Source organism: Bacteroides luhongzhouii (assembly GCF_009193295.2).
GTDB classification, from domain to species: domain Bacteria; phylum Bacteroidota; class Bacteroidia; order Bacteroidales; family Bacteroidaceae; genus Bacteroides; species Bacteroides luhongzhouii.
Genome location: NZ_CP059973.1, coordinates 1,085,360 through 1,104,797, shown reverse-complemented (window position 1 = coordinate 1,104,797; position 19,438 = coordinate 1,085,360). Strand labels below are relative to the sequence as shown.

The 19,438-nt window shown below is 44.7% G+C and carries 10 protein-coding genes; 3 read left to right on the top strand and 7 right to left on the bottom strand.

Features of this window, described 5'->3' with window-relative positions:
- Positions 1-236 precede the first annotated feature (236 nt).
- The 3 genes from GD631_RS04150 to cysK all read left to right on the top strand — a co-directional run bounded on the left by GD631_RS04150 (position 237) and on the right by cysK (position 2,477).
- A complete protein-coding gene (locus GD631_RS04150; protein WP_143258867.1) occupies positions 237-1,037 on the top strand; it encodes an alpha/beta hydrolase in 801 nt (266 codons plus the stop codon).
- A gap of 29 nt (positions 1,038-1,066) precedes the next feature.
- Entirely contained in the window at positions 1,067-1,408 is a 342-nt protein-coding gene (locus GD631_RS04145; protein ID WP_143258868.1) for a cupin domain-containing protein, read from the top strand.
- 121 nt (positions 1,409-1,529) lie between these two features.
- The gene (cysK, locus tag GD631_RS04140) at positions 1,530-2,477 is read left to right on the top strand and encodes a cysteine synthase A (protein WP_008646758.1); all 948 of its coding nucleotides are present in this window, start codon (positions 1,530-1,532) and stop codon (positions 2,475-2,477) included.
- Positions 2,478-2,623: 146 nt separating this feature from the next.
- Here the strand turns inward: cysK and GD631_RS04135 are convergent, their stop codons facing one another.
- From GD631_RS04135 to GD631_RS04105, 7 genes are all read right to left on the bottom strand, one after another.
- Entirely contained in the window at positions 2,624-4,918 is a 2,295-nt protein-coding gene (locus GD631_RS04135; protein WP_143258869.1) for a glycoside hydrolase family 3 N-terminal domain-containing protein, read from the bottom strand.
- Between the two features lie 113 nt (positions 4,919-5,031).
- Positions 5,032-6,294 (bottom strand): hypothetical protein, encoded by a 1,263-nt coding sequence (locus tag GD631_RS04130; protein WP_143258870.1) that lies wholly within the window; start codon positions 6,292-6,294, stop codon positions 5,032-5,034.
- Between the two features lie 20 nt (positions 6,295-6,314).
- Positions 6,315-7,991 carry a SusD/RagB family nutrient-binding outer membrane lipoprotein gene (locus GD631_RS04125; RefSeq protein ID WP_143258871.1) on the bottom strand — a complete coding sequence of 559 codons (1,677 nt, stop codon included), beginning with the start codon at positions 7,989-7,991 and terminating at the stop codon, positions 6,315-6,317.
- Positions 7,992-8,002: 11 nt separating this feature from the next.
- Complete coding sequence (locus GD631_RS04120; protein ID WP_143258872.1) at positions 8,003-11,191, bottom strand: SusC/RagA family TonB-linked outer membrane protein; 3,189 nt, start codon at positions 11,189-11,191, stop codon at positions 8,003-8,005.
- Between the two features lie 20 nt (positions 11,192-11,211).
- Positions 11,212-12,027 (bottom strand): glycoside hydrolase family 16 protein, encoded by an 816-nt coding sequence (locus tag GD631_RS04115; protein ID WP_143258873.1) that lies wholly within the window; start codon positions 12,025-12,027, stop codon positions 11,212-11,214.
- 525 nt (positions 12,028-12,552) lie between these two features.
- On the bottom strand, positions 12,553-16,524 hold the full coding sequence (locus GD631_RS04110; protein ID WP_143258874.1) for a hybrid sensor histidine kinase/response regulator transcription factor: 3,972 nt from the start codon (positions 16,522-16,524) through the stop codon (positions 12,553-12,555).
- Between the two features lie 95 nt (positions 16,525-16,619).
- Positions 16,620-19,391, bottom strand: a complete 2,772-nt coding sequence (locus GD631_RS04105; protein ID WP_244983358.1) for a helix-turn-helix and ligand-binding sensor domain-containing protein — start codon at positions 19,389-19,391, stop codon at positions 16,620-16,622.
- Positions 19,392-19,438 lie beyond the last annotated feature (47 nt).

Sequence of the window (19,438 nt, the reverse complement as noted above, 5' to 3'; positions counted from 1 at the left end):
TTTTTATATACTTCCATATACATAAGACTAATTTTCTGCATAAACAGAATTAGCTGTATGTAGAAGGACTATTTTTTATCAGAATTTCGTAATATTGCATTTTAAAAGAAACATGGATAGTCATATATCAAGGTAGTTGCCAGCCGATGTTTTATGTGAGATGATGAGTCCGGACAGCAAATTGGTTGGTTACTGCTTATTGGAAAAGAATACGAAATACTGAAATAAATAAGATCATGAAAAAGATTTGCCTTCTTCTCTTTTTGCTTTGTACTTGCATTGCTCAAGCACAAAATGTTTATCGTACCGACAAAGATATATCTTATATCTCCGGTTCCGAAACGGACACCTATCGTCTGGAACGTTGTAAACTGGATATTTATTATCCTGAAAACAAGAAGGACTTCTCAACTATCGTTTGGTTTCACGGTGGTGGTATGGAAGGTGGAAATAAATTTGTCCCCAAAGAATTGAGAGAACAAGGGTTTGCAGTAGTGGCGGTGAATTACCGTTTGAGTCCGAAAGCAAAGAATCCGGCTTATATCGAAGATGCGGCTGAAGCTGTGGCATGGGTTTTCAAGAATATTGAAAAGTATGGTGGTCGTAAGGATCATATTTTTGTTTCCGGTCATTCTGCGGGAGGTTATCTTTCGTTGATTCTGGCAATGGATAAAAAGTATATGGCAGCATACGGGGCAGATGCCGATAGTGTGGCTGCTTATCTTCCGGTTAGTGGCCAGACGGTGACACATTTCACTATTCGTAAGGAACGCGGTTTGCCTGACGGCATTCCGGTGGTTGACGAGTATGCTCCAGTAAATAAGGCTCGTAAGGAAACGGCTCCTCTTGTGCTGATTACGGGGGACAAGCATCTGGAAATGGCGGCAAGGTATGAAGAAAATGCGCTGCTGGAAGCTGTCTTGAAAAGTATAGGTAACAAGAAAGTGACTTTGTATGAAATGCAAGGATTCGATCATGGTCAAGTACTCGGCCCGGCATGTTATCTGATTGCAGATTATGTGAAGAAATTCAAATAATATAGTTATAAATAATAATAGATTGGAAGATGAAAACACGCAGTGATGCTTTTCAGTTTGAGAAAGAATTGGATTGGGATAAACCGGCTCCGGGAATCCGCCGCCAGATAATGGGGTATGACGGGCAACTGATGATGGTGAAAGTGGAATTTGAGAAAGGTGCCGTCGGTTCTATGCATCAACATTATCATAGCCAAGCTACTTATGTCGCAAGCGGTAAGTTTGAGTTGACCATTGGCGATCGGAAAGAAATTCTCTCTACAGGTGATGGTTATTATGTAGAACCTGACCAGCCTCATGGATGTGTTTGTCTGGAAGCAGGTGTATTGATTGATACATTCAGCCCTATGAGAGCTGATTTCTTAATATAATATCTGGCAGGAAGTCAGACATGTGTGGTATGAATTTACCACATATGTGGTATTTACCCTGAACAGAATCCGCACTATCTTTGTCATATATTAAAACAAGAGAAATTTAAAACAGATATATATGGAAAAGATAGCAAGAAAATTGACGGATTTGGTAGGTAACACTCCGTTATTGGAACTTAGTAACTATAATACAAGTAACGACCTGAAAGCTCGTTTGATTGTAAAGATTGAATCTTTTAATCCGGCTGGAAGCGTGAAGGACCGCATAGCATTGGCTATGATTGAGGATGCTGAAACGAAAGGTATTTTGCATTCCGGAGCAACTATTATTGAACCGACCAGCGGAAATACCGGTGTGGGATTGGCTTTTGTTTCGGCAGCTAAAGGCTATAAACTGATTCTGACGATGCCCGATACCATGAGTATCGAACGGCGTAATCTTCTGAAAGCTTTAGGTGCGGAATTAGTATTGACTCCTGGTGCCGATGGTATGAAAGGAGCTATTGCCAAGGCTGAAGAACTGAAGGCTGTCACTCCGGGAGCTGTCATCTTGCAACAATTTGAGAATCCTGCTAACCCCGCCATGCATTTACGAACTACTGGTCTGGAAATATGGAGAGATACCGAGGGGAAAGTCGATATCTTTGTAGCCGGAGTAGGTACTGGCGGGACAGTTAGCGGTGTAGGGGAAGCGCTGAAGATGCGTGATCCGAGTATAAAGATCGTGGCAGTAGAACCTTCTGATTCTCCGGTACTCTCGGGAGGAAAGCCAGGGCCGCATAAGATTCAGGGAATCGGTGCAGGGTTTGTTCCTAAAACGTACAAGGCTTCTATCGTAGATGAGATTATTCAGGTGCAGAATGACGATGCCATTCGTACGAGTCGTGAATTAGCCAAACAGGAAGGTTTGTTGGTAGGCATATCTTCAGGCGCAGCCGTATATGCTGCTACGGAACTGGCGAAGCGACCGGAAAATGCAGGGAAAATGATTGTTGCATTATTACCCGATACAGGTGAACGTTATTTATCTACCATTTTGTATGCTTTTGAGGAATATCCTTTATAATGGGTATGTCATCTAATTAGTTTATATAATAAATTTAGGCACGGATTACACGGATTCCGTGCCTAAAAAGTATATTCAGTATTGTACAGAAACAACCCAAAAAACAATCGGCTTTTCGGGTTGATCCATTAATGGGTGTATTCTGTTTACTTGCATATAATATTCAGCGTTTGATTTCCGCATTGCATACGGAAATCCCCTTGTTCCAGTATCCATTGCCCATCGGAATTGACAAAAGCCAAGTCGCTGCCTTTGATGGATAGAGTGACAGTTTGGGTTTCGCCCGGTTGCAGTTCCACCTTTTTGAAAGCCCGTAACCTACGGTTTTCGGGAGTAAGCGAAGCCACAAGATCACTACTGAACAGCATGACGACTTCTTTTCCGGCATATTTACCGGTATTGGTTACGTCTACGGAAAAGCGCAATTCATCTCCCGTGGTAAATGAAGATTTGTCTGTTTGGAAGTTGCTGTATTCGAAAGTGGTGTAGCTCAATCCGTATCCGAAAGGCCATTGAACGGAAACTACCGCATTATAGTCGTAAGCTCCTTCCATTTTGTCCATCTCTTCGCTCACCCGATAATCGTAGGTGGTCAGTGCTGCCTCGTGTCGCGGATATGTGTAAGGCATCTTGGCACTAGGGTTTACGTCTCCTGCCAGAATGTTCGCCAATGCGTCGCCACCATAGTTTCCGGGTAATAGAATGTCAATAATAGCATCAGCCAATGGCTCCAAGTCGTTGATAATGCGGGGACGACCCTCATTGAGTATCAGGATGATCGGTTTTCCCGTAGCGGAAAGTGCCTTTACCAGTTTGCTTTGGTTGGCGGAGATGGCAAGTTCTGAAAGATTACCGGGTGTTTCGCAATATGAATTTTCACCGATGCAGGCGATAATAATATCCACGTTGCGGGCGGCGGTCACAGCTTTCTCAATCTCCGGTTCATTTTCTTCCATGTAAGCCCCTTCGGGTTTGTAGGTTACGCCCTGTTCCAAACGGACATGATCGACTCCGAATTTGTTGCAGATTGCTTCGTAAATGGTGTTATATTTGTCGGCAAATCTATCGGTCAGATGTCCTTGCCACGAATAGCTCCAACCGCCGTTCAAGCAACGCATGGAGTTGGCGTTCGGACCGGTTACCAATATCTTTTTTCCTTGAGGAAGCGGAAGAATATTATCTTTATTTTTTAGCAATATTTCCGATTCTTCGGCTGCATGAAGTGCGATAAGCGCATGCTCCTTGCTGCCGAAGAGAGGATAATCCTTCAGCAAGGTATTCGGATGATCGAACAGACCCAGACGCAATTTAAGTCTAAGCACCCGGCGGACGGCATCTTCGATGCGGCTCATGGGCACTTTCTTCTCTTGTACTAACTCTTTTAGTAATGTACAATAATTGAGATCATATGGTTCCATAGCCATGTCTATACCTGCATTGATTGCCATTTCGATGGCTTCTTTTTTGTCCGCCGCCACATGTTCGCGGGTATAAAGATTGTTGATGTCCGCCCAGTCGGTGATCAACATTCCGTCCCATCCCAAGTCCTCTTTCAGCCATTGTGTGAGGAGTTCGCGGTCGGCATGTACAGGCTTTCCGTTGATGGAACCACTGTTGACCATTATAGTCAGTGCACCTGCTTCCACACAAGCCTTGAACGGTGCAAAACATTTCTCACGCAGTTCGGAAACCGATATATAAGCCGGCGTGCGGTCTTTACCGGTACGTGGCATGCTGTATCCCATGTAATGTTTTACGGATGTAGCAATTCGGTCGGCGGGAATATGGTTAGGGTCATCTCCCTGAAAGCCTCGGACAGCAATGCTACCCATAATGGCATTGACTAAACAGTCTTCTCCATAGTTTTCCCACACACGTGGCCAACGGGGATCGCGCGCCATATCGACAGTGGGGGAGTATGTCCAGGGGCAATTGCTTGCTCTTGTCTCATAAGCTGTTACACGTGCCGCTTCGTAGGTCAATTCGGGATTGAATGCAGCACCCATATTGATGTTCTGAGGAAAGAGCGTGCCGCCCAATGTATAGGTAGTACCATGATTCTGATCCAGGCCGTAGATACATGGAATACCAATCTCCGTCATCGACAGTTCTTGTATTCGACTGATAATCTCGTTCCACTTTTCCGGGCTTTGTGCTACCGGGCCGGGAGCATTGAGAAACGAACCTACCTTATATTCGGCAATCGCTTTGTGGAGTTTTGCCTCGTCCAATTGGAATTCTCCATTTATCGTCTCTCCTAATACATCAATAGCAAGCTCGGTCATTTGCCCTATCTTGGCGTCAAGATCCATCTTTGATAGAAGCTCTTCCACTTGTTGTTCAATTTTTGCGTCTTCAGGAATGGCAGTGGGAACTGCCTGTTTGGAACAGGCAGTCATTGCGATAGATGCGGTCATTAATATAATATTTCTTAGTTTCATTATGATTTGTTTTTTAAGTAGTATCGTTTATGTAATCTGCCATTCAGAGGGCTTTAACCCGAAGAATGACAGATACTCATGGCATGAATGATTTTTAAACTTACTTAGGATAATTATTTCACGGTTACCAAATCCACATAATAGCCATGTCCCGTACATAAGAATCCATCTTCAGTTTGAATCTTATTCAGTATATCCTGTGTCAGCACCAGTGTGTATTCACCGTTTTCCGTAAATTCTATCTTATCTGCCAGGCCACCCCACCAACCTGTGGCAAGTTGCATCTGATGATATTCGGCAGTCGGTTCTATGGAGTAGACTACTTTCAGTGTTGATCCGGCTGTGATACCGGCAAACACATCCTTCGGAATCAGACCGAAACTCTTGTTGGGGTCACCGTCCGGCTTATCCCACGAAACGTAATGGTGTCCCGACCAAAGCGTTATTTCGGTAGATACGGTAACAGTCTGTTCGGTAGTTGTAACATTATCGTTCAAGAACTGTACAGCCTCTCCGCTACGGGTTTTACCTGTCATCGTATAGCTTCCGTCAGACAAATCCGGACAAGTCAGCGTAACTTCCGTAGAAGATTGGTTGCTGAATTGAGACACCGTCTGCCCGCCGATAGTTAGAGAAGCGATGTTTTCAAGATTGATACCGGAAATGGTCCAGTCCACGTTGGCCGTAGCCCGGTTAGCTCCCGAAATGATAAGGGAAGCATTGGTTACTTTCACCATGTCGGCCCCATATTCATTGCTGTCGGCATCTTGCAGAACGATGCGGTAATCGCCTTCGCTTACGCCTGTCGGAACGGTGTATTCCAGATAATTCTCATCTGCCGATTCAACATAAGTGGGATCGGTAATCGTATTTCCTCCCAGGAGGATGGCCGTTACCTTCTGTAGATTATTGCCATATAAACGGGCAGTCTTGCCGGGAGATACAATTCTCTCAAAGGCAACTTCCTTAGATTGAGGGTCATCAGCCAATGGTTTGACCACCACTAATCCTTCACGGGAAGTCTTCTTCCCTTTCACGGTTTCTACTTCTATTTTCAAATTATACGTACCGGCTTTCAGACTGCGGTTGATTTCCTTGTCGGAGTCGGTACCCGATTCTACTTCCTGCCCATCAATGAACCAGGTTACTGTGGTGTAATCTTTCGGAGTCACGGTCAGCGCGATGGATAAGTTCGCATCCCGGCTGATGTTGGCGAATGTAGCCAATTGACCGTTCGTTCTATCAGGAAATACCGGGTCAAGGATATGCGGATCATCATTCTCTGTCACCGTAGCGAACGGTTCTTCGTCAGTGCATGCAGTAAATATGGAGCCTACAGCGAGTAGGGCAAATAGTGCAATATATATCTTTTTCATAATGGATGATTGTTTAATAGTTAGTTTTCAGTATCCCACCACAGAAGGCTGTGCCAATTATCTGTTCCTCCCATGCGCTCGATGGCTTCATTGTAGTTTTTCTTATTATAGGAAGATTCCAATACAGGATAGCATAGACGTACCGGAATTTCCGTTCCACCGGTGAGGTATTGTCCGAACCCGTATTCCGCCGGTGATTTCAACTTCGGATAACCGGAACGACGTACGTTTGCCCAACATTCGGCAGGATTGGTGAAGTGAAGAATCCATGCCTGTGTATTGATGGCTTCAAGTTTCTGATTGTCTGTATGTCCGAACGCTCCTTTATCTTGGATGAATGCATCAAACTCTGCATCGGTAGTAGCTGTGCAATCATAGTTGTCTGTCAGGAAATCCATCGCCGCACGCACTCCTTGCTTGTAAAGATCTTCTGCCGAAACACTGCCGACGTTCCATTTTTTCACGGTAGCTTCCGCCATCAGGAATTTCACTTCTGCTGAAGTCATCACTACGCCCGGATTGTCGCTTCTTTGGAAATTATTGGCAAGTTTAGGTTCCACTTCACGAGCCATAGTTGCTGTAACGGAAGGATTGTTAACGGCTAACGCGGCACAAATATCGCTATCGTAACCCGTAGGCCATGGTTCCCACGAGTAGGCACCCGGGTCGCGCGGACTGAAAGCAATCCCTTTGTCAATCATTTCTTGGGTGATGTCGACACGATTGTCGGGACTGGTGGCACTCATCAGTCCGTCGTAATAGCAGCGGGAAATTTTGAACGTGCGGGGATCGCCGGAATTGTATAACTGATTAAAGAAGGTGGAACAAAGGTAACTTGGATTATTAGCGGGGTCGTTACCGAACAACAACTGCGACAATGAATTTCCGCGATAATCAGAGTAAGCTTCTTGTCCGAAACTAAATGCTATTGTCATGTATTTGATGAGCGCATCGCTTGAGGCGTCCGTTATCACACCACCATTGGCAGTTAGAGCATTTTCAAATTCCGTTTGTGCCTTTGTCGGATTGACATTGGAGATTCGCATGGCAAAACGAAGGCGAAGCGAGTTTGCCAATTGTTGCCATTTAGTTACGTCGCCGGCATAGATGAGATCGCCTGTCACTTTATCTTTGGTCGGATCGATTTTATTGACGGCATCTTCCAGCTCCAGAAAGAAAGTGTTGTAAATATCTTCCTGCTTATCATACTTCGGATTGAATTTTCCTTCGAGGAATCCTAGTCCGGCTTCACTGAAAGGAGCGTCTCCGTAAGTGTCCGTGACGATAGACATGAGGTAAACCCGATAGATGCGGAGCACGGAGTTGATGTTCACTTTCTCTGCATCTTCGGCTGTGCGATATTGAGCGTCAATGATATTCTTCAGGGATTGAGTGTAGAACGATGTCCAGATACGGCTCATCTCATTATTGTCCAACGTATGGCGTCCGCCGTAGTTGGTGGTGTTCCAGCACCCCATCAGTTGTTGGGTGAACGCATAATGGTAGTTACGGTAGATTTCCATCATACTAAGGTCTCCGTACGTTTGCAGTTGGGCAGTGGTGAGCTGCGCATTCGGGTCGATGGTAGCGGCCTTGGAAGGGTCGGTATTCATGTTTTCCATGTATTCGTCGCTGCAAGAAGCGAAAAACAGGGCACATGCCATCGTGAGGATTGTGATGTATTTAGATTGTCTCATGATATATCTTTTTAGAATTTCACATTTACGTTAAAACCATAGCTTCTGCGTGAAGGCAACGAACCATATTCAAGTCCCATACCGGTGGTATTGTTGTAGTTGGAATCCGGGTCGATATTCGGGATATTCTTCCATACGATGAACGGATTACGCGCAACGAACGAAACAGTCAGCCCGCTTACTACATTCTTTAGCCAGGATTTGGGTACATTATAGCTCAACGTCAGTTCACGGCATTTCACGTATGAGTTGTCATAAACAAACATAGAAGGTGCATTTCGGCAAACGCTCATCCAGTAGTCTTCCGGATTGATGTAGATGTCGTTGGGGCGATAAGTTCCATCACCGTTGTCGATGACACCCGGAGCAACGAATCCACCTGTCGGCTTCCAGTTATCGGATCCTTTTGCAATGCCGGCTGCTAATCTTTCTTCTTCCGAGCGATACCAGGCGTCGCGTCCTGCTAGTGTCTCGGGACTTTTACCCGATTCGTGGGCGGCACGGGCAGACATAGAATAGAGGTCGGCGCCTACTTTCACGTCGAATACCGCCACCAGTGAGAGATTCTTGTAAGTAAAGTTGGTGAGCAATCCACCTGTCCAGTCCCAAGAAGCATTACCCAATACGTGGTTGCTCTTGTCATATTGCGGCAGGCCGGTTTGCGGGTCAATCAGAATATCTCCTTTTTCATTTCGTTGGAAGTCCGGACCCACAATAGAACCAAAGTTTTCACCTACCTTAGCGGCTATCTGAACGTCGAGCCAAGTCGCCTTTTCCAGTTCAAACATATCCGATTCACCATCCAGTTCTTTTACCTTGTTACTGTTCTTGGAGAAGTTCAGATTAATATCCCAAGAGAAATCGCGTGTTTGAATCGGTCGTGTGCTGAGGGCAATCTCAATACCTTTGTTTTCTATCTTGCCGGCATTGATCAAGCGATAGTTATAACCGGTTGTCCAGGAACTTGCCATTCCCATAATCTGGTTTTTACTGATTTGAGAATAGTAGGTGAAATCCAGCCCGATGCGGTTCTTCAGGAACTTCAATTCCAATCCCATTTCCACGGAGTTTGTCTTGGTTGGTTTCAAGTCTTTGTTGGGGATGGTTCCGTTATCGATATATCCGATGGTATATCCGGGATAAGCATATTTGGATTTTGTATAGACAAGTCCCAATTGATAAGGGTCGGTATCGCTACCCACTTGTGCCCATGACATACGTAATTTTCCGTAAGGCAGGAGGTCACCCAGTTTTGTCAGTTCGGAGAACACAAAGCTACCGGAGAAAGAAGGATACATATACATGTTGTTGCCAATAGGAAGAGTAGATGATTGGTCGCCACGCAACGTAGCATCGAGGTAAAGCATGTGTTTCCATCCCACATTCACTGCTCCGTAGACCGAATTAATCTGCTTGCGGTAACTGCCGGGCACTACACTGATCTCGTTGAAGCTCGTCAATGAAGGGACATCGCGTATCTTCATGTCTTGAGCGGTGGTAACAGTGGTCTGGTTGTTTACCTTATATATATTGCCGCCTAACGTAGCGTTGAAATCGAAATCACCCCAATGGTTGTTGTAGAGAGCCAACACTTCAAAGTTGTACATGCGGTTGCGGAAAGCGCTGTTTTGAAGTCTTCCGGCTTCGAATCCGGGAGTGGTAGGCGCTTTGTAATCATCGAATGTGAACCAGTTGAGTTCGGCACCCAGTGTTGCTTGAAGTTTCAGATGTTGGTCGACGTTCCATACGGCCTTGCCATTCATGCGGAACAAATCTTTCTTGGATTTATTGAAATTCTTATAGATATCCCAATACGGATTCACATTGTAGGGATCCATACCGTTCCAGTTGGAATATTCGCCGTCGGCAGTCTGATAGGTTTGCAGCCATTCCTGATCGTAGGTGGTGGCGAGAGTCATCAGGTTTTTACCGATATTGGACTTGCTGTCGCCCAGAGCCGGACGGTTCTTTACATCCTCCCGTGTATAGTTGACGCTGAAATCCAAGTCTACCTTTCCCGCAGACGTATTGGCACGCAGGTTGAAAATGTCACGGCTCATGTGTGTCTGGGGAACAATATCTTTATTGCGCATGTCCGTATAGGTGAAGCGAATGCCGGTTTTTCCGCTGTTCACACCTATGATGGCGGAGTTGGTAGCGGTGATACCTGTACGGAAGAAGTTGGACGTATTGTCGGGGACAATCAGGAAAGGACGTTCCACGCCGTCGAAATACTTCAGCATGTTTGAACCGTCCGCTTTGGGGCCCCAACTCTTGTTCGTGTTGGATATGGCATCATAGCTATAAGTACCGTTGCTTCCCATACCGTATATCTGTTGCACTTCGTCCCATTTGGCGAGTTGGGTGTCGAAAGTCAGCGTTCCGTTATATTCCACGCTGATTTTATCTTTGTTGGCTCGCTTGGTTGTAATCAAGATAACACCATGGCTGGCACGGCTGCCATAAAGCGCGGACGCTGCAGGGCCTTTTAATACCGACATGTTTTCTACGTCATCGGCATTGATGCTCGAAATACCATCGCCCAAGTCGAAGCCTCCGTTTGTACCGGCACTGCCGAAATTGGTGTTGTCCAAAGGTACACCGTCCACTACATAAAGAGGCTGGTTATTGCCGGTCATTTCGGTACTGCCTCGCAGAATGACACGTGTAGAACCGGAAGGACCACCGGCAGTCTGGCTGACTACCAAGCCCGGCACACGTCCTGCCATGGAGTTGATGAGATTCGTTTCTTTGGCTTTGGTCAAAGCTTCGCCTTTCACTTCATCAATGCCGTAACCCAACGCTTTGCGCTCTCTTTTAATGCCAAGGGCGGTAACCACCACTTCATCCAATGCTTTGGCATCCTCTTTCAAGGTGATGTTCAAAGGGCCTCTTCCCGCTTTCACCTCTTCGGATTTATAACCCACGTAGCTGACAACGAGCGTAGCTCCGGCTTTTACATTCAAACTGAAATTTCCATCCAGATCGGTAATCGTTCCGTTGGCAGTTCCTTTCTCCACTACGGAAGCTCCAATGATGGGACCGGTGGCATCGCTCACTTTTCCGGTTACCTTGTTGCTTTGTTGTTGAACAGCCTGGGAACTTGGTTCCGTTGCTGCATACACTTGCTGGAAACTTCCCGCCATCCAAAGGGTGAGTGTTCCGCAAAACAGTAGATACTTACATTTTTTCATATTCATAGCATATATATTTAAGATTCCTATAATATTTTCACCCAGTCGATGTACATATTCACTTTCTGGCCGTCTCTCAGTCCCGTCAGTTTATTAATGTCGGTAATCCCTGTAAACGCACCTCCCACGGCGAGGTTGAACAGAATGTAGAAGTTGTCGTGGAAGTAATTGTTCGAGCTAATGTCGAACGTATGAAACTTGACGTTGTCGACGGATATTGTCAGGCTGTTTTCATCCCAATCCAGAGAGTAGGTGTGATAATTGCCGTCTTGCAGGCTGTTGGCAACATTGGCTTTGTAGTATTGCTGTTCGTGAGCCGCTGCGCTGGGACCATAGTGAATGGCGGTGTTCACTTGTTTTTCCGAATCGCCCGCAGCCATTCCGCTCTGTTCTCCCATTTCCATAATGTCGATTTCCCCGCATGCCGGCCATTCTTTGTCGTTATCTCCCATCATCCAGAACGCAGGCCACAGTCCGCCGTTAGTCTTGGGAAGCTTGATACTTGCTTCTATCTTGCGATACTTGAAACTCTTTTTCCCTTTTGAATTGATCCTGCCGGAGTAGATTTTATTCCCTTTGCGTTCGGCGGTAAGAATCAGAACCGATTTATCCCCGTCCTTTCCAACCGATACATGAGCGGCATCGTATGCCTGTAGCTCTTGATTGGTCCAACCGGGTTCATGAGTTTCTTTCGTCCATACTTTTTCGTCGAAAAAGTTGAAATCGTCTTTAAAAAGAATGTCTTGTGGATTTTCCTCTGGTTCCGTTCCAACAGAATCCGACGAACAGGATTGTTGCGCGAAGCAAACGGATAAAAATAGGAATAGTGCTACTTTTTTCATCGTTTTAGCATTTTAAAGGTTAAACGTAATATGTGCTTTATACTTGTAAAGCTTGGTGCAAAGATGCTAATATCCGGCTGAAACGATGGTCAGATTGCTGACATATTAGGTTTGATTGCTGACAAATCAGCTGATTTTTATCGAACGGACGTTATCTTACCCATTCTTTTTCGAAGATTGTTGCTGTACGGAATGATCCCAAGATACTATTGCTGACAATAACTCGTCAATATGCAGTTTTTATTTCTTTCTCTTGCTTATATTATTTTTTCAATTGCCTAAGGAGTTTTCGTTTGACAGTTGTTGAACGAACGCTTGACATATGTTGAACTATCGCTTGACTATAGTCAAACGAAAACTCCTTAGGCAATGAAATAACTATCAATAGGTAAACGATTGCTTAAAAATAACTAATGAAATTATTAGTGGCAATTGATTCCAAACCATGCGGTTTTTAGTTAGGAATTTAATTCAGACATAAGAACAAATGATCGTTTAGCTCATTTCTATACCTTTAATACTTGTCTATTTACCACTATATTTACTCGGCTGCATCCCGAATTGTTTCTTGAACAATGAACTGAAATACTTCGTGTTGACAAATCCGGTTTCGGCGGCGACATCCGTCACGCTTTTACCTTCCTTCAGCAGCTCGGCAGCTTTCTGAAGCCGGATGATACGGATAAACTCTTGCGGTCCTTTTCCCGTCAGTGATTTAAGACGACTGTAGAACAGTGTCCGGCTCATTGCCATTTCATGACATAAGAGGTTGATGTTGAAATCGGGTTCATCCAAATGATCAAGAACAAACTGTGTGGCTTGCATGATGAACCGACGGTCGCCCTCGGCCATTGTTTCGTTTGCTGTCGTAATGCTTTTGTTGTCGATGCTTTCGTGGCTTTCATTGCTTTCGTTGTTGTCACGTTTGCCACCCGCCTCTACTTGAGCGATAGCTTGCCGCATGAAAAACTGCCGTTGTCTGTTTCGGTTATCAATCAATCCTTGCACTTTCAATTTCAGTATCTCGGTACTGAATGGCTTGGGAATGTAATCATCGGCGCCTTTCTTCAATCCTTCCACTATTGCTTCATGGTTAGCCTTTGCCGTCAGTAGAACAACGGGAATACCCGATGTGGCAGGATTCTCCTTGATCAGTTTGCAAAGCTCGTCACCCCGTATGCCGGGCATCATGACATCGGAGAGGATGATGTCCGGATATTCATTGGCGAGGCAGGCGAGAGCTTCGTGTCCGTTGGCGACATCAATCACCCGATAGAGGTGTTCAAAGGTCTGGCGGAGGTAGTGGCGGAGAGTTTCATGATCTTCTACAATGAGCAACGTATTCCGGTCATCCGGATCTTTCATCTTGTCCGTTTCGGGGCTATTCTTATCCGATGTGCCGGCAAGATGTTCGAGGGATGGTTCGTGCGACACCGATTCGGCTACGGCGGTAGTTCGTGGCAATGTTACGGTGAAAGTAGTTCCTTTTCCCTCTTCCGAACAGAAAGTGATTTTTCCATGCAGCATCTTTACAATGCGTTGCACCTGCAACAGTCCGAATCCGGTCCCTTCTTCCTGTGACTGCCGGGCATTCTCGGCTCTGTAAATGTCGGAGAAGATATGCTTTTTCGCTTTCTCCGGTATACCTATTCCGTTATCTTTCAACGACAGGATGGCTTTGCGTTTCGTAGCCTTCAAATCCAGGCTGATTTCTCCCTGGGGCATTGTGTATTTGCAGGCATTGGAAAGAAGATTGTCGAGTAACATCTCTATCAGATGTTTGTCTGCCGAAACGAAAACGGATTCATCGGGTTGGGTGAGATTCAGTGTCAACTGTTTCTTCTCGCAAAAAGACCGGAAGACGGAAACTTCTTTCAGTAAAACTTCATTCAGACAGAGCGGAACCGATGAAGAGGATTGCTTGTGGGCGTCTACCTTTTCAAATTCGAGCAACTGTGTGATGAGTGAATGGAGCTTCCGGGTACTTTCATGGGCCAGGTTCAGGTAATAACGGGCTTTATCCGAGAGATCTTGTTCCCGGCTCAAATCTTCCAGCGGCGCCATGATAAGCGTCACCGGCGTGCGGATGTCGTGCGCCGTGTCGATGAAGAAACGTATTTTGTCTTCGTCGTATTTCTTTTGGAGTTGGTTGCTCTTATATCGCAGAATGAAATAGAAAACGAAGCCTATTATAAATAGGTAAATAGTCCAAGCCCACCACGAGTTCCACCATGGCTGGCTCACTTCCACTTTTAAGGCACTCTCGGAGATGGTCTTTCCGTCGCTGCGCCGTAGGCTGCGCACTTTGAAAAGATAAGTGCCCGGTGATACCTTAGTGTAGGATGCCTTCCCCTCGGCGGACGGTATGCTCCAGTCATTGTCATACCCCTCTAAAATATGCTGATAGACAATGTCGCGCTGGAAACGATAATTGATAGATTCAAAAGAAACTGTAAACGAGTTGTACTTATAGCCGAGCCGTACTGCATGGTCGACAAGCATATCGTGAATGGCGGGTCTCAATAATTCTTCTTCCTTGGCGTTTTGATAATCCACTGTTAGTCCTGTGAAACGCAGGAGAGTCCGGTAGTCTACAGTTGAAATATCGAGTGGCATGATAAAGACGGCACCGTCCGTGCTGCCATACACAAATTCGCCGTTCATCAACCGGGCAAATGAAGACTTGTTATATTCCTTGTCTATATTGCCTGCATAGTTGAGGTTCGAAACGCGCAGGCTGTCTATCAAGGCAATTCCTTTTCCGGTGCTGACCCACAGGCGTTTTTTGTCATCTCGCTGCAAACTATATATATCGTTGGACGGCAATCCCTCTTGAACAGTGAAAGTCTTTACCGTCCGGTTTTTCATGTCATACAGATTCAATCCTCCCCCTTCGGTTCCCAGCCACACAGTTCCGTCGTCGTTGAACAACATAGAGATGATATAAGCACTGACATTCTGATTGTGAAATTCCTGGGAATTGGCATAGTGCTGTATATTTCCTGTGTGTTTGTTCACCAGGAAGAAACCGTTGACGGTAGCCACTGCTACCCGGTTCCGGTCGATGGGTTCAATGGACTGTACCCAATTCACGTCAAACGACCGTCTGCTGCCTTTTTCTTTTTCAAACATGATCAGGCATCCGTCCAGACCGCCTATCCATAAGTCTCCCTCCATGTCTTTCCTGACGGAGAAGATATAATTGGTAGTAAGTTGCCCTTGTTGCTTGGTGAGATGGCGCAACACGCGTCCGTCGTTATTCAACAGATACACCCCGTCTCCGTACGTTCCTACCCATACGTTCCCATTTCCGGATGTGCAAAGAGAAATGGTTACGATTTCTTTCAGTACGTGTTTCCAAGTGCCTGACAGGGTGTTTCGGATGCTGATTCCGTCATCGGTGGCGAACCATTGGTTGCCATCCGAGTTTTCTTCGATATCATTGACGTTGTTGCTGACAAGAGAATGGGTGTTTCCTTTTTCGTGCGCTAATATCGAAATGGGATGTTTCAGTAGGATAGCTACGGATACGCCTCCCGTATAACTGCCTATCCAGATGTTGCCCTGATCATCTCTGGTTACGGCATATACGCCGTTTCCTCGCAGGTAAGTATCTGTGTCATCTTTGGTATTCATCAATAAATGGGCTTTCTTGGTGTCTTTGTCTATCGCATACACACCGCCACCGTCTACGCCTATGAGTATGGTGTGTACATCGTAGTCTGTAATTGCCCGTATCGGATGAAGGAACGTACTCCCTTGTCCCTCCAGCGCAAGCATTTTGGAAGTGTTGAGGTTCATCACAGACAAACCGCTGCCAAATGTGCCTATCCAGAGTTCTTTTTTCGTTTTGTCGCAGAACAATGTCTGTACATTCCACCCTTCCAGCAATTGGTGTTTTCTATCCGGCTGGGCGTGTGAAAGTTGCCAGACTCCGTTAGAAGTACCCACATAGAGCGATTCGCCGGCAAATGCGATGTCGTTGACATATTGTCCTTTGAGCACGGCAACTATACGGTTGTCCGCTTCCTGCTTGTATAGTCCTTTATCCGATCCCATCCACCAGGTTCCGTCATCATCCAAACAAAGTTTGTTCAAGATGACTTCTTCCTGAATCAATAGCCCCAGATGTAGGACTTGCTCAAAATGATCGTGAATGGTGGAGTATCGGTAGATTCGTCCGGTGTGGTCGTAGGCAAACAGTCCTTGCCGTGCGTCGTACAATAAGTAAAGCCTGCGTCCGGCAAGATCGCCATAATAGAAATTTCCCGGTAGATCATAGTTCTTTACTGTATGACCGTTGTATCTGTCTATCCCGGTTTTTGTAGCAATCCACATGGCACCGTCTCCGTCCTCGACAATCGAAAAAACACGTTGGCTACTAAGACCTTCCGCATAGCCTACCTGTCTGACATCGAACATCCGGCTGGTCAGTTCGGCTTTGACAGCCATACTTATCGTTAGTAGTATGGTGATAACAAGATTAAAACGAACCATATTCTTTTAATTGTTGATATCACAAAGATAAAGTTTCTTTAGAAAATCCCAACAAAATAGGGGCGTGAAATTAAAAGGAATATTCAGTAAATGTCCTATGTAAAGTCAATCAGAAAATCAACAAGATTAATATTCCCGGGAATGGCAAGTTTCTTTCTTATTCGGTAACGTGCTGTTTCTACCCCGCGAATAGTAAGATTGGTGAATTGTGCAATGTCTTTAGTCGATAGATTTAGCCGTAACAGTGCACAAAATCTCAAGTCACTGGCAGTGAGGCTGGGGTATTGTTTACGCAGGTTACGGAAGAAATTCTTATGGATCATATCAAAGTTCTTGTGGTAAATATCCCAGAATTCTTTCTCATTCAGGTTTCCATTAATCTGCTTCAGTATGGTGTCTATATCATGTTGATTGATAATTCCCTTATGTTCTTGTTCGGACATAACCTCTTTCAAGCTTTCAACCGCTTTACGTTGGACTACGGCATCAAGAGCCAGGCTGGCTAATTCCTTACTTTTGACCTGCAATTCAGCTTCAAGTAATTGTTCGCGTTGTTGCGCAATGATATGTTCCTGCTCCAACATCTTGAAGTCCTGTTTCATTTTTTCTTTCTCAAACTCCCTATTACGTTTTCTTAGCATTTTGGCGGCATGCCAGCGAGAGTAGAAGTATACTATTACACTTGCAAGAAGCACATATATTATCCAAGCATATATGGACAGATAAAATGGGCGTGGTTTATTGAAATAATATTCTACGGAACTAAGTACTTTGCCGTCGACATTTTTCACTGAAGCCGTAAAATGGTAATCTCCATACCCTAAGCTGCCAAATGTGACAACCGGATCGGCTGATTCTGACGTCAGATTCAGGCTATTTCCCGTGAGGCGGTAACAAAAACGGAGCGGTTCGCAGTTGAAATTAGGATAAGACAAATGGAAAGTTATATCACCCCATATTTTTTCGTTGTCCTTCTTTTGGGCAGATACAGGCATTAAATGCAATTGATAATTCTGCGACAAGGAAGTCGCTTCTCTAATGAGTAAAGAATGCTTTTGTAGCAAAGTATCTTTTTTCAGATTCATATCCAAACGCCCTATACCATTGTTGAGGCAGAAATAAGTAATGTTATTGTTTACATATACATTATTATTGTTTTCATTGCATTCAAGTCCGAAAAAGGAGGAAGGTATGAAGCGTTCCATCCTGAAGTTGTCATTATCATATCTTATCAGGGTGTATCCTCGATAGTCGGTGAGCCAATAGAGGTTATCATCTACGGGTATAGCCATATTAATCCCGTTTTTGAGAATAGAGTTAAGTTGCACGAAAGGTATGATACGCTGGTTAATATCATCATAAGTATACGTTCTTTTGCTGTCCGATAATACCACTCTTCCACGTATCTTCATAACATGCATCAGGCTTGCATTATTCTCTTCGTCTGACAATGATTTGATATAAGTATACTTCTCCACCTTTTTTAAATCTCTTGAGAGTTCTATTTTGTAGATGCCGAGGCTCATATGTGCCGCCCAGATATTACCGCTATAATCCACTTCGAACTGACGTACCGGATTCCAGAAACCGTCAATCGAATTAGAGAAACTCCATTTGCCATTATGCTTGCGATAGACTCGGAGGTTATAATAGGAAGATTCAAGGAGCACTTCTTGTCCGTTAATGATGCATTTACGCAGACACGTGCTACTGGTTTCTGTTTCCGGAATGTTACTCGCTGCAGTTCCTGTTATGATTTTGGTACCGAAGTTGTTTCCCAACAAGATTTGTGAATCAAATGTGCTGATATGCCAGTTTTGTCCTTCTGTGCCTTGAATAGGAACAACAGTTTTGTTTATGAAAGAATATAGCCAGGCAGACTGGTTAGTAGCAATATATAAGTTATTGTTAAAGACATTGACTCCGTATACCATTCCGAATGACTGTGAGTCGCGGTCGGGTATTAAAATGGAATAAGGCGAGCCGGTATGAATTAATGCTACACCGATATCAAGTGCAGCCCATACATTATTATCCCGATCGCAGAAAAGTCGTAATACGGAATTGTTATATAAACGATTTTCCATATCATAATGCCACTTCTCTTTACCTTCTTTATCAATGGCATAGATACCGTTACGGATTGTTCCAAGTACAATTGTCGAATCTGACGGGATCATTGTGGCACGATTCATCTGCTGGCTTTTTAATTCTTGGTCGATGGCTGTAGGACGGGGGGAGAGGGTTGTCCCGTCGTAGTCGAAGAGTCCGTTCCACTCGGTGCATAGAATCATTTTGCCTCCTGACGTAGGAATGAGTGCAACTACGGAATCATCTTTCAATGCTTTACGTTCAATCAGTAGTTTATATTCATCATTTTCGAGGAGATAAAAATCACCGTTAACCATCTGTACGTAGATTCGTTCATGTGCTTTGTGAAAATACAGTGGCAGGTGTTTGGAATCATAGTGTGCAGTAACTTTATTGCCGTCATATTTAAACCATGAACTGAATGATTGGAAATAAATACATTCCCCTACTTTGAGTATATTCCATATTTCATCGTTGTGTGTCTTGATATTTTCGAGCTGGTTCCATAAAGAAGTGTATTCAAGTATACCAAGGGAGTTACGGCTGAAATAACCGAAGTCCTCGTATGTTCCCACATAAATACGATCACCGTCAATGAGTATGGATCGGACTAGTTGATTGCCGGGCATTTGATATGTACTCCATGTATAACCGTCAAAACATAATAACCCTGTATTATTTCCAATATACATTTCTCCATTTTCTCCTTGGGCTAAAGCCCAGTTTTGCAATCCTGCTTGGTAGTCTTTGGCAGTATAGTTGGTGACAATGGGCATAAAGGTAGATGCGTGACTTATTGCCGGAAATAAGTATCCTTCTGTGA